The sequence below is a fragment of the Priestia sp. ABM2_011 genome, from assembly GCF_056158845.1.
In genome coordinates, this window is sequence record NZ_JBSWUB010000001.1 from 1,168,004 (window position 1) to 1,179,974 (window position 11,971).

The following is an 11,971-nucleotide window of genomic DNA, read 5'->3' on the forward strand; positions in this document are numbered from 1 at the left end:
ACAAGGGAATACATATTGTAGATGGATATTGGAGGAGGAAAAGACGATGACAGAAGATATGAATCAAGTAGAGGTAACGTCATTAGAAGTAGGAGAAACAGTAAAAGGTACTATTACAAAAGTAGAAGAAAAGCAAGTGTATGTAGATGTGCCTAACAGCAAACTAGACGGTATTATTCCAATTAGTGAATTAGCGAGCTTACATATTGAAAAAGCAGGGGATGTAATCCAAGAAGGTGCCGAAGTCGAAGCGAAAGTAATTAAAGTGGAAGACGATGTGCTTGTGTTATCTAAACGGGCTGTAGATGCTGAAAAAGCATGGGACGGTTTAGAAGCAAAACTTTCTTCAGGTGAAGTGTTTGAAGCGGTAGTCAAAGAAATTGTCAAAGGCGGATTAGTAGTAGATATTGGTGTAAGAGGGTTCATTCCAGCTTCTCTTGTTGAAACTCATTTCGTTGATGATTTCGCAGAATATCAAGATCAAACTCTTACAGTCAAAGTAGTGGAATTAGATAAAGAAAAAAATCGCGTGATCCTTTCGCATCGTGCAGTTGTAGAAGAAGAGCTTGTACAACAAAAAGAAAATGTTCTTGAGTCATTAAAAGAAGGTCAGGTTTTAGAAGGAACCGTTCAGCGCTTAACAGACTTTGGTGCGTTTGTAGATGTAGGCGGAGTAGATGGGCTAGTGCATATCTCTCAGCTTTCACATACGCGTGTAGAAAAGCCTTCAGACGTAGTAGCTGAGGGAGATACTGTGAAAGTCAAAGTATTATCTGTTGACAAATCAACGGGTCGTGTTTCATTATCTATTAAAGATACGTTAGAAGGTCCATGGTCCAACATTTCTACGAAGCTTCGCCAAGGTGATGTAGTAGATGGAACTGTTAAAAGACTTGTATCTTTTGGAGCTTTTGTGGAAGTTCTACCTGGAGTAGAAGGACTTGTACACATTTCTCAAATTTCACATAAGCATATCGGGACACCGCATGAAGTGCTTTCTGAAGGCGAAAAAGTGACGGTAAAAGTACTTGATGTGAATGAACAAGAACGACGCGTTTCGTTAAGCATTCGTGACCTTGAGGAAGAAGAGCAAGAAGATTACGGTGACTATGAATTACAAGAAGAGTCAAAAGGCTTCCAATTAGGTGATATGATTGGGGATCAATTAAAAAAATTAAGATAAGTAATGGTGATGATTTGTGAGCAGAGCAAAACGTAAAATTGATCACATTCATCATGCGATTCAAACGGGACAGCATCGGCTGCACGGGCTAGATGATATTCGCTTCGTTCATAATAGCTTACCAAATACAGGCGTGCACGATGTTCATATTGATACAAAAATTGGCGAACTTTTGTTAAGTTCGCCAATTTTTATAAATGCTATGACGGGTGGAGGCGGACAAGAAACGGAACGGATTAACCGTTCGTTTGCTCAAATTGCTCATCATGGTCAATTAGCAATGGCCGTTGGATCGCAGATGGCTGCGATTAAAGATGAAAAGGAAGAACAATCATACAGAGTAGTGCGTCAAGAAAACCCTAACGGAATTATTTTTGCCAACCTAGGCAGTGAAGCTACAGTTGAACAAGCTAAAAAAGCGGTTGATATGCTTGAAGCAAATGGACTTCAAATTCATTTAAATGTTATACAAGAACTGGTCATGCCAGAGGGAGATCGTGATTTTACCGATGCATTACATCGTATTGAACGAATTGTCCGAGAAGTAACCGTTCCTGTAATTGTCAAAGAAGTAGGTTTTGGGATGAGCGCTCAAGCAGTGCAAAAACTTAAAGATGTTGGTGTTGAAATCGTTGATATTGGTGGGTACGGTGGTACCAATTTTTCGAAAATCGAAAATGAAAGACGAGCAAAACATTTTCACTTCTTTAATGATTGGGGAATTTCCACAGCAGCTTCTTTAGCGGAAGTATCTCAGCACGTAGAAGGTATATCCATTATTGGTTCAGGAGGTATTCAAACCTCTATGGATGTTGCTAAGTCCATTGCGTTAGGAGCTTCTGCAACGGGAATGGCAGGATATTTTCTATCCATTTTAATGAAGTCTGGTTTAGAAGCAGTCGTAGAAGAGATAGCCGAGCTGCATGAGGAGTTAACGTTTATAATGGCTGCATTAGGAGCAACTTCTATTGCTAAGCTTCAGCAAATGCCTCTAGTTATTACAGGGGATACCCATAGCTGGCTGACTCAGCGAAATGTATCTATAGAAACATTTAATAACAGATGATAAAAAAGCAAGCAGTTAACTGCTTGCTTTTTTATTTCCTTAGAAGATGAATGATCGCGTTTTCATTAAAAAAAACAAAAAATATTGGCAGAAGAAGTGACAAAAAGCATGAAATCCCAAACGTTAGCCACTTATAATAAGTTAAATAAACAGAAAAATCAGAAAAAAGAGGTGGCGTAATGAAAAAGGGACATCCTATATTTACAATTTTTCTTTTCTTTTTAGGCTGGGTTTTCATGTATGCAGATCGTAATATTTTATCTCCAGTTATGGGAGATATCGGTGCGCAGTGGGATCTTAATAAAGCTGAACTTGGGCTAATGTCTACCGTATTTTTTGCAGCGTATGCAGCTATGCAGATTCCAACGGGTTTTTTGGCAGATCGATTTGGTCGCGTTAAGATCTTAGTGGCTGGATACATTTTGTTTGGAGTTGCCACATTCTTTACAGGACTTACGACTACTTTCGGTATGTTCTTGCTCATGCGGGCGCTGACAGGACTTGGAGAAGGAACGTATTATGGTTCACAATACGGAATTTCTTCAAGCATCACGTCTGAACGATACCGAGGTCTAGTGTCTGCGCTCATCAATAGTGGAATGGCTTTTGGTATATCGCTTGGTTTTATCGGTTCTACATACATTACATATACGTTAGAAAAAGACTGGCAGTTTACTTTTTACTTATTTGCTATTCCGACTATAGTAATAGCTATTTTAATAGCTTTCTTTGTAAAAGATAAGCAAAGGGATCAAGAAAAAAATTCGCTAAATAAAGAAACAAAGCAGTCGCTAAAAGTATTATTTACAAAAAATCATATTTTCGTATACATTTTAATCTTCTGCTCTCTTTACGGATTTTTTGGGATGCTGACGTGGCTTCCTTATTATTTGCAGCACTCGCGCGGCTTAGAAGGGTCTCAAACAGGCATCATAGCATCTTTAGTACCGTGGGCGTCTATTCCGGGAGCAATCTTCTTTGGTTATATATCGGATCGAATTGCAAATAAAAAAGCATTAATTGTGAGTTTGTCAGTAGCGGGCGCTTTATGTCAATTTTTTATTCCCTATACAGAGAGTTATTCTTGGCTATTAATCGGCTTAATTGTGTACGGTCTGATAGGGAAATTAGCATTAGATCCGATTTTAATTTCGTATATGGCGGATATTACTCCCTCTTCCATGTACTCTAAAGTGTACGGTTTTTTTAACTTCAGCGGCATGCTGTCATCGATCTTTGCACCTTACATTACCGGATATTTTGCAGATAAACTTGGAAGTATGGAATTCGGATTTTATTTGTCAGGAGCACTATTGTTAGTGGGAGGAGTTCTCTTTTTGTTTACAGGAAAGAAAGAACGTTCCTATCCTGTTTCACATCCAGTTTTAAAATAAAAAATGCGCTGACTTAGTCAGCGCATTTTTTTATTTATGCTCATTTAACTCGCGCGCTTCTTCAGGACTTTGCAAGCTAGTTGCTCCCGGATAGTGAAGTCCTTGATCACGGTCAGATTCAACTCGTTTTGATTCCTTTAATTTTTTCTCTTGACGATCTTTTCCCATTTTATATTCCCTCCTTTTTTCTGATAGGTTGTCCAAAATAAGCGGTTCTATTCTAAAACTCCGATTAAGTTTTCCAAAATTGATACATACTGATGACAGATAGGGGAGGTGCCATATTCAGTGGACGGAATTTTCTTTTATTGGCTTTCGTGGATGGGATGGATTGTTGCGACTTTTCTTATGCCCAAAACAGCTAGGCGTTGGAAGGTAGCAGCCATTATATTAATCAGTATACTCCTAAGCGGAATGAACATGCATATGACTCAGTTTTCATGTAGCTACACCGCTTTGTTTTTAGTGGGAGTAGCGTGTGTGTATGCTTCAGGCTACAGCCGATTTCAGCAGTTATATTATGTTATTGTATGCGGCATTATAATAATTGCCTATGCTAGTTTTTGTTTACTTGAGCTCTATGATCCTGTCTGGATTTTTATTGATCGTAAGTGGATTTTGACTGGACTTATCTTATATATTTGCTTTATGGTGGTTAAAGATGCTGAAAAAAGATTCGCAGCAATCATTTTAGGTGTAGTTGGAGGAGACTTTTTATATGCAGTTGTCATTCGGGATATCGCATCTTATGAAATAGGGTCTCTTCGTACACTCGACGTTTTAGCCACAGCAGTAGGAGCGATGTTTATTTGGGAGATGCTGGTTTATTTCTCTGCTTATTTAGATTTGTACGTGCTGAAGTCTCACAGGCAAAAGCAAAGTACTTACAAATAGAAGAAGAGATTTCGTAAAATTATATTGTTGTTACCGGTGATTTTTGATAAAATTGTTTGATTGAAAGAGTAATGCTTATTCAGCGGATAGGCAGTTAATCAGTTCAGTATAAGAAAGAGCTGATAAAAATCCTGCTTTATCGCTTATGATCGATTAGTAGAGGTCATGCCACGCTGCATGGCCTCGATTTTTGAAAAAAGAATGATCTTATTTATTTGTACATGTAGATAAATACCTTTAGTCGATTAAAGACTGGTTGCCGATACATAAAAAAGATCAAGGAAAGGGAAGAATCGTATGCCAAAACCAATTATTGCGATTGTTGGTCGTCCCAACGTAGGAAAATCAACAATTTTCAACCGAATTGTAGGAGAGCGAGTATCTATTGTAGAAGATATTCCGGGTGTAACTCGTGATCGTATCTATAGTTCAGGTGAGTGGCTGAATTTGGACTTTAACATTATTGATACTGGTGGTATTGATATTGGAGATGAGCCATTTTTAGAACAGATCAAACAGCAAGCAGAAATTGCAATTGATGAAGCGGACGTAATCATTTTTCTAGTGAATGGACGCGATGGAATTACTGCAGCTGATGAAGAAGTGGCGAAAATTTTATACAAATCCAAAAAGCCCGTCGTCCTAGCCGTTAATAAAGTAGATAATCCTGAAATGAGAGAATTAATCTATGATTTCTACGCACTAGGATATGGAGAACCGTTCCCAATCTCAGGAACGCATGGTTTAGGTTTAGGTGACCTGCTAGACGAGGCAGCTAAGCACTTTCCAAAAGAAAAAGACGAAGATTACGGAGAAGACGTCATTAAATTTTCATTGATTGGTCGTCCTAACGTAGGGAAATCTTCATTAGTTAATGCTCTTCTAGGTGAAGACCGTGTTATTGTCAGTGATCTTGCCGGCACGACACGCGATGCCATCGATACGAAGTTTACAAAAGAAGATCAAGAATATGTTGTTATTGATACAGCTGGAATGAGAAAGCGTGGAAAAGTGTACGAGAGTACTGAAAAATACAGCGTACTTCGCGCATTAAAGGCAATTGAACGCTCAGACGTTGTCTTAATTGTATTAAATGCTGAAGAGGGTATTATTGAACAAGATAAGAAAATTGCTGGCTATGCACAAGAAGCTGGAAAAGCTGTCGTCATTGTTGTGAACAAATGGGATACAGTAGAAAAAGATGAAAAAACAATGAAAAAATTTGAAGAAAATATACGCGAGCATTTTCAGTTCTTAACATATGCTCCAATTGTATTCCTTTCAGCTAAAACGAAAAAACGTACGCATACCCTATTGCCAATGATTGATCTTGCAAGCGAAAGCCATGCTGTACGTGTAGAAACAAGCATCTTAAACGATGTAATTATGGATGCAGTAGCAATGAACCCTACGCCTACTCACAACGGCAACCGCTTAAAAATCTATTACACAACTCAAGTAGCAATCAAGCCGCCAACTTTTGTTGTGTTTGTAAATGATCCTGAGCTAATGCATTTTTCATATAAACGTTTCTTAGAAAATAAGCTTCGTGAAGCTTTTGGATTCGAAGGAACTCCAATTAAAATTATTGCAAGACCAAGAAAATAACAGAGGATGTGATCGGCGTGGAAAGAATAGCTGTACTAGGAGCAGGGAGTTGGGGAACTGCATTAGCTTTCGTATTGGCGGAAAATGGACACGATGTTCGCATTTGGGGACATAGACAACAAGTCATTGATCAAATCAACGAGACGCATCAGAATGAAAAATATCTGCCTGGTGTAGAGCTTCCTCATCAGATTAAAGGTTTTACGTCATTAGAAAAGGCAATAGAGGGTGTTGAAACCCTTATTTTAGCTGTTCCAACGAAGGCCATTCGTGAAGTGTTGCAACAGCTAAAATCCCTTACCGATGAACTGTTTACAATTGTTCACGTAAGTAAAGGAATTGAACCGGATTCTCTTTTACGTATATCTCAAATGATTCAACAAGAAATTGATACAAAAGACATCGTTGTCTTATCAGGTCCGAGTCATGCTGAAGAAGTAAGTAGAAGGCAGCCGACAACCGTGACGTCAGCTTCAACAAATATACAAGCAGCAGAAAAAGTGCAGGATTTATTTAATAATCAACAGTACTTCCGTGTTTATACAAATCCTGATGTGATTGGTGTGGAAATTGGGGGAGCGTTAAAAAATATTATTGCTCTTGCTGCTGGTATCACGGATGGACTTGGATATGGTGACAATGCGAAGGCCGCTCTTATGACTCGTGGCTTAGCTGAAATCGCTCGTTTAGGTACGGTGCTTGGCGCCAATCCTCTGACGTTCTCAGGTTTAACCGGGATTGGAGACTTGATTGTAACGTGTACAAGCGTTCATTCTCGAAATTGGCGCGCTGGTAATCTTCTTGGAAAAGGCAAAAATTTAGACGAAGTATTAGAAAATATGGGAATGGTTGTAGAAGGTGTACGCACGACGAAAGCAGCTTACCAGCTATCTCAAAAATACGACGTAAAAATGCCGATTGCTGATGCTTTATATAATGTACTGTTTAATGATGTGAAGGCAAAAGATGCAGTAGACGCGCTTATGTCTCGTACTAAAACACATGAAATGGAAGATTTAGCGAATGTTTTAGGAGAAAAATTAAATTAAGTGCAAAGAAATATGAAAAAATAGGCAATTGGTGATACCCAAAATCATTTACTTGCATAAAATAACGTGTAAATAAAGATGAGTAGAACTGTTAGTATGGGAATATTTAGTTACGGTCGAAGCGAAGAGCCCCCTTCGCTTCGATTTTTTTTATGTGAAAAAGCAGGAATTTGTCAATTTAATAGGAAAGTAATTACTATAGAGCGTAAATCAATGGAAGGTAAATAAATATTAAATTTAGAATGTTCTATTAATATCCATCTTAACTATAAGTCCTTATGTTATAATAACGGTGAAAAAAGGAGTGGATGCAATTTGTCGCCAGGTTTGTTAAAGATGTGGATTTCATTGGGTTCCATTGTATTTATGTTTATTGCGGTATTTTCTATTTACTTTAGTCGTTATAAAATCACGAACCGCGTTGGTAAAATTGTACTCGCTTTCATTGCCTATTCGCTCATGATTGTAGCAGGTCTTATTATGGTAATTGTTGTATTCAGTGGTCCGACAGATGCTTAATGTACATATGGTAGGGTGAGGAAAATGAAAAAATTCATGCTAACGTCTATTGTTGGGTTAACCATTTTTGTATTATCCGGTTGTTTGTACCCGACGGAAAGAATGTCTCAAAATCAAGTTCCTTATAAAGATCAAGTTGCTTCCGTACAAACGGCCGTTGATCAATTTAAAGAAGAAAGCGGAGGCTTATTGCCGATAAAAACGAAAGATATGGACACGCCGATTTATCAAAAATATCCGATTGACTTTACGAAAATTGTTCCTAGATACATGCAAGACGCACCTGGGAATTCGTATGAAAGCGGAGGGATATTTGCGTACGTGCTTGTGGATGCAGAAACAAAGCCCACGGTTAAATTATTAGACTTACGGATGGCGGATACGATTCAAGATGTTAATGTACATTTGAATATATACCGTCAAAACCATAAAGGATACGTACCGTTTAAAGACGTCATCGCTCCCGGCGTATTCTCTATTAACTATAAGAAATTGAATATGAAAGAACCCCCTGTCGTTACTAGCCCGTATACAGGGAATAGTCTTTCTTTAATTGTTAATGGGCAGGGAGATGTATTTGTAGATTATCGTCCTGATTTGTATGATGCCATTCAAAAGCATAAAAGCTCCTACAAACCGGGTGAAGATATCCGAAAGCTCCTTGTGGAAAACAGTGATTTTGTACCTGCTTACTCTCTTCCTTATACAGTTAACGATAAGAATGAACCAATATTTTTTAAAAAATAAGTCATGAACCCCTTCTCCTTGAATAATATTCAGAGAGAAGGGGTTTTCTCTTTCTTGTACACCAATAATGAAAATCAGAATGACTAAGTCAGCATGTGCATGAAAAAAATCATAAATTTTTCTATCAAAAGTCATATTTTAATAGGACAACGTCATAACTATATAGTGTCCTAATTTACTCTCGCAATGGATGTCATATTCCATGAACTCATAGATCGGAGGGGATCTTTTGGAAAAGGTGGATGTATTTAAAGATATCGCTGAACGTACAGGAGGCGATATATATTTAGGTGTGGTGGGAGCAGTTCGAACAGGAAAATCTACATTTATTAAAAAGTTTATGGAGCTGGTGGTCCTGCCTCACATCGAGAACGAGGCAGAAAGAGCTCGCACACAAGATGAACTACCACAAAGTGCAGCTGGAAAAACGATTATGACAACTGAGCCGAAATTCGTACCGAATCAAGCAGTCAATGTTTTGGTAGATGACGGGCTAGAAGTTAACATACGGTTAGTAGATTGTGTAGGATATACAGTGCCAGGCGCTAAAGGGTACGAAGATGAAAATGGACCTCGAATGATCAATACACCTTGGTATGAAGAACCAATTCCATTTCACGAAGCGGCTGAAATTGGAACGAGAAAGGTCATTCAAGAACACTCAACGATTGGTGTCGTCATTACAACAGATGGCTCAATTGGAGATATACCTCGTCAAGATTATGTGGAAGCAGAAGAGCGCGTCATTAATGAGCTAAAAGAAGTAGGCAAACCCTTTATCATGGTTATTAATACCGTACAGCCATATCATCCCGATACAGAAAAGCTTCGTGCAAAGCTTAATGAAAAATATGATATCCCAGTATTAGCGATGAGTGTGGAAAGCATGCGCGATACTGATGTGATGAATGTATTAAGAGAAGCACTATACGAGTTCCCTGTATTAGAAGTCAACGTTAATCTACCAAGCTGGGTAATGGTTTTAAAAGATAAACATTGGCTGCGTGAAAGCTATCAAGAAGCCGTTAAAGAAACGGTAAAAGATATTAAGAGACTGAGAGACGTTGAACGGGTAGTAGAGCAATTTAGCCAGTTTGAGTTTATCGATCAGGCTCGATTAGCCGGAATTGAGATGGGGCAGGGGATTGCCGAAATTGACTTATACGCTCCAGATGACTTATATGATCAGATTTTGAAAGAAATCGTGGGAGTAGAAATTCGCGGAAGAGATCATTTGCTGCAGTTAATGCAAGACTTTGTGCATGCAAAAACCGAGTATGATCAAGTCTCTGATGCACTTCGCATGGTTAAGCAAACGGGTTATGGTGTAGCTGCACCTTCGCTTTCAGATATGAGCCTTGATGAACCTGAAATTATTCGCCAAGGATCGCGTTTTGGAGTTCGTTTAAAAGCAGTGGCACCTTCTATACACATGATTAAAGTGGATGTAGAATCAGAATTTGCGCCGATTATCGGAACGGAGAAGCAAAGCGAAGAATTAGTTCGTTATTTGATGCAAGACTTTGAAGATGATCCGCTTTCAATTTGGAATTCAGATATATTTGGCCGCTCTCTAAGTTCAATTGTAAGAGAAGGGATTCAAGGAAAGCTGTCGCTGATGCCTGAAAATGCGCGATATAAGTTAAAAGAAACGCTAGAACGGATTATTAACGAAGGATCTGGAGGTTTAATCGCGATTATTTTATAAGAATATAACGTTAGGCTCCTCATAAAGGAGCCTCTTCTTTTTGGATAGATCATACAAAACTTTACATATATTGTGATAGATCGCGTGGTTATCCTATTCCTGCGTTATTTTCTGCTTGCTATGCCTTGTTCAATATGTTAATCTTTTAACAGAAATCGATCGATCATACTGTTTTCACTACATACATACGGCAGACGAATGAAAAACATTGAATTATTTAGTTCAATCGTTTATGATTAGGCTTGTCGATACATAGGTTATGTATAATATCCATTTGTTTTGTTAAAGAATGAGATATAACGAATTACTAGATTCCTTTTCTAACAAGGTTTTTAGTTATTATATGATCCGATTTTGGGAGGAGGTGAATGGCATGAACAAGACAGAATTAATTAATGCTGTTGCAGAAGCAAGTGAGCTTTCAAAAAAGGATGCTACAAAAGCAGTTGATGCTGTTTTCGATACAATTTTAGAAGCTTTAAAAGCTGAGGACAAAGTTCAACTTATCGGTTTTGGTAACTTCGAAGTACGTGAACGTGCTGCTCGTAAAGGACGCAATCCACAAACTGGCGAAGAAATCGAAATTCCTGCTAGCAAAGTTCCTGCATTCAAACCAGGTAAAGCTCTTAAAGATGCTGTAAAATAATATCTACATAAAATGGCTTTATTCATAGCCGTTGATGAAGAGCTTTGAAAGGTCGCACATTTGCGACCTTTCTTTTTTGCCTTTGGTATATACATATGCTAGAATTTTTTTCATAAAGTCGTAATGCAACGAATTGGAGGGCAACAACATGTCATCTGTAAATAAACCACAGATCGAACAAGCTGTGAGACTAATTTTAGAAGCAATTGGCGAAGATCCAAACCGTGAAGGATTATTAGATACACCAAAGCGAGTAGCTAAAATGTATGAGGAAGTCTTTTCCGGGTTGAATGAAGATCCAAAAGAGCATTTTAAAACAGTTTTTGGAGAAGATCATGAAGAGCTAGTGCTTGTAAAAGATATTCCTTTTTACTCTATGTGTGAACACCACTTAGTGCCTTTTTACGGAAAAGCTCATGTTGCGTATATTCCAAAAGGCGGACGAGTGACCGGTTTAAGTAAGCTGGCAAGAGCGGTAGAAGCTGTTGCGAAACGTCCTCAGCTTCAGGAGAGAATTACATCTACAGTGGCGGATTCTATTGTAGAAACATTAGAGCCGCACGGGGTAATGGTAGTAGTGGAAGCAGAGCACATGTGTATGACCATGCGAGGCATTAAAAAGCCTGGGGCTATGACAATTACTTCTGCTGTGCGTGGAGTGTTAGAACACGATGCAAGTTCTAGAGCTGAAGTTTTATCATTGATCAAATCATAATGTGGATGATGAAGGAGAAGAGAATATGACACAAAAAGGAACGCCAGAGTATATTGTCATTAAAGCGGTCGAAGATGGAGTTAACGTAATTGGCTTAACGCGAGGAGCAGATACGCGATTTCATCATTCAGAAAAACTAGATAAAGGCGAAGTGATGATTGCGCAGTTTACTGAGCATACATCCGCAATTAAAATTCGTGGCAAAGCCGTCGTTCAGACTGTTCACGGAGAAATTGAATCCGATACGAAAAAATAAGCAGGGATTTTCCTGCTTTTATTTATATTTAAAATAAATGAATAAGAACAGGAAAAACATGGTGAAACTAAAAGCAATATCTTAAATTACTGTCTAAGAAATCAAGATGGTATGTAGATGAACGGTGTTCAAGCGGATGAGCAGCTAAAGGATTTAAACCGTGAAAAAGCTTCAAAAGAATTTAAA

At 38.3% G+C, this 11,971-nt stretch carries 13 protein-coding genes; 12 read left to right on the forward strand and 1 reads right to left on the reverse strand.

The genetic code is table 11. The features are described 5' to 3' along the window. Window positions 1-46 precede the first annotated feature (46 nt). The 3 genes from rpsA (at window position 47) to ACXAE4_RS06230 (ending at window position 3,643) form a co-directional block, all read left to right on the forward strand. Window positions 47-1,183 carry a 30S ribosomal protein S1 gene (gene rpsA / locus ACXAE4_RS06220; RefSeq protein WP_028410732.1) on the forward strand — a complete coding sequence of 379 codons (1,137 nt, stop codon included), beginning with the start codon at window positions 47-49 and terminating at the stop codon, window positions 1,181-1,183. 16 nt (window positions 1,184-1,199) lie between these two features. Then, window positions 1,200-2,249 carry a type 2 isopentenyl-diphosphate Delta-isomerase gene (gene fni / locus ACXAE4_RS06225; RefSeq protein ID WP_099000472.1) on the forward strand — a complete coding sequence of 350 codons (1,050 nt, stop codon included), beginning with the start codon at window positions 1,200-1,202 and terminating at the stop codon, window positions 2,247-2,249. Window positions 2,250-2,428: 179 nt separating this feature from the next. Then, complete coding sequence (locus ACXAE4_RS06230; protein WP_028411514.1) at window positions 2,429-3,643, forward strand: MFS transporter; 1,215 nt, start codon at window positions 2,429-2,431, stop codon at window positions 3,641-3,643. Between the two features lie 30 nt (window positions 3,644-3,673). On the opposite strand, the gene ACXAE4_RS06235 is transcribed toward ACXAE4_RS06230, so the two are convergent. Further along, the gene (locus ACXAE4_RS06235; RefSeq protein ID WP_013059024.1) at window positions 3,674-3,811 is read right to left on the reverse strand and encodes a YpzI family protein; all 138 of its coding nucleotides are present in this window, start codon (window positions 3,809-3,811) and stop codon (window positions 3,674-3,676) included. A gap of 120 nt (window positions 3,812-3,931) precedes the next feature. On the opposite strand from ACXAE4_RS06235, the gene ACXAE4_RS06240 reads away from it, so the two are divergent. The 9 genes from ACXAE4_RS06240 to mtrB all read left to right on the forward strand — a co-directional run bounded on the left by ACXAE4_RS06240 (window position 3,932) and on the right by mtrB (window position 11,785). Continuing rightward, on the forward strand, window positions 3,932-4,537 hold the full coding sequence (locus ACXAE4_RS06240; RefSeq protein ID WP_028411513.1) for a YphA family membrane protein: 606 nt from the start codon (window positions 3,932-3,934) through the stop codon (window positions 4,535-4,537). A gap of 297 nt (window positions 4,538-4,834) precedes the next feature. After that, on the forward strand, window positions 4,835-6,145 hold the full coding sequence (der, locus tag ACXAE4_RS06245) for a ribosome biogenesis GTPase Der (protein WP_028411512.1): 1,311 nt from the start codon (window positions 4,835-4,837) through the stop codon (window positions 6,143-6,145). Between the two features lie 17 nt (window positions 6,146-6,162). Beyond that, the gene (locus ACXAE4_RS06250; RefSeq protein ID WP_013059021.1) at window positions 6,163-7,194 is read left to right on the forward strand and encodes an NAD(P)H-dependent glycerol-3-phosphate dehydrogenase; all 1,032 of its coding nucleotides are present in this window, start codon (window positions 6,163-6,165) and stop codon (window positions 7,192-7,194) included. A gap of 315 nt (window positions 7,195-7,509) precedes the next feature. Then, window positions 7,510-7,713 carry a DUF2768 domain-containing protein gene (locus ACXAE4_RS06255; protein WP_028411511.1) on the forward strand — a complete coding sequence of 68 codons (204 nt, stop codon included), beginning with the start codon at window positions 7,510-7,512 and terminating at the stop codon, window positions 7,711-7,713. A gap of 24 nt (window positions 7,714-7,737) precedes the next feature. Then, window positions 7,738-8,460 carry a hypothetical protein gene (locus tag ACXAE4_RS06260; protein ID WP_028411510.1) on the forward strand — a complete coding sequence of 241 codons (723 nt, stop codon included), beginning with the start codon at window positions 7,738-7,740 and terminating at the stop codon, window positions 8,458-8,460. 229 nt (window positions 8,461-8,689) lie between these two features. Further along, window positions 8,690-10,168 carry a stage IV sporulation protein A gene (gene spoIVA / locus ACXAE4_RS06265; RefSeq protein WP_013059017.1) on the forward strand — a complete coding sequence of 493 codons (1,479 nt, stop codon included), beginning with the start codon at window positions 8,690-8,692 and terminating at the stop codon, window positions 10,166-10,168. A 373-nt stretch (window positions 10,169-10,541) separates the two neighbouring features. Continuing rightward, on the forward strand, window positions 10,542-10,814 hold the full coding sequence (locus tag ACXAE4_RS06270; RefSeq protein ID WP_013059016.1) for an HU family DNA-binding protein: 273 nt from the start codon (window positions 10,542-10,544) through the stop codon (window positions 10,812-10,814). A 148-nt stretch (window positions 10,815-10,962) separates the two neighbouring features. Continuing rightward, a complete protein-coding gene (gene folE / locus ACXAE4_RS06275) occupies window positions 10,963-11,529 on the forward strand; it encodes a GTP cyclohydrolase I FolE (RefSeq protein WP_013059015.1) in 567 nt (188 codons plus the stop codon). Window positions 11,530-11,554: 25 nt separating this feature from the next. Further along, window positions 11,555-11,785, forward strand: coding sequence for a trp RNA-binding attenuation protein MtrB (gene mtrB, locus ACXAE4_RS06280; RefSeq protein ID WP_028411509.1), 231 nt, complete (start codon window positions 11,555-11,557; stop codon window positions 11,783-11,785). Window positions 11,786-11,971: the final 186 nt, after the last annotated feature.

Excerpts from the sequence above, each read along its gene's own strand:
- rpsA (WP_028410732.1), top strand. The coding sequence starts at position 47 with ATGACAGAAGATATGAATCAAGTAGAGGTAACGTCATTAGAAGTAGGA.
- ACXAE4_RS06230 (WP_028411514.1), top strand. The coding sequence starts at position 2,429 with ATGAAAAAGGGACATCCTATATTTACAATTTTTCTTTTCTTTTTAGGC.
- ACXAE4_RS06235 (WP_013059024.1), bottom strand. The coding sequence starts at position 3,811 with ATGGGAAAAGATCGTCAAGAGAAAAAATTAAAGGAATCAAAACGAGTT.
- der (WP_028411512.1), top strand. The coding sequence starts at position 4,835 with ATGCCAAAACCAATTATTGCGATTGTTGGTCGTCCCAACGTAGGAAAA.
- ACXAE4_RS06260 (WP_028411510.1), top strand. The coding sequence starts at position 7,738 with ATGAAAAAATTCATGCTAACGTCTATTGTTGGGTTAACCATTTTTGTA.
- ACXAE4_RS06270 (WP_013059016.1), top strand. The coding sequence starts at position 10,542 with ATGAACAAGACAGAATTAATTAATGCTGTTGCAGAAGCAAGTGAGCTT.
- folE (WP_013059015.1), top strand. The coding sequence starts at position 10,963 with ATGTCATCTGTAAATAAACCACAGATCGAACAAGCTGTGAGACTAATT.
- mtrB (WP_028411509.1), top strand. The coding sequence starts at position 11,555 with ATGACACAAAAAGGAACGCCAGAGTATATTGTCATTAAAGCGGTCGAA.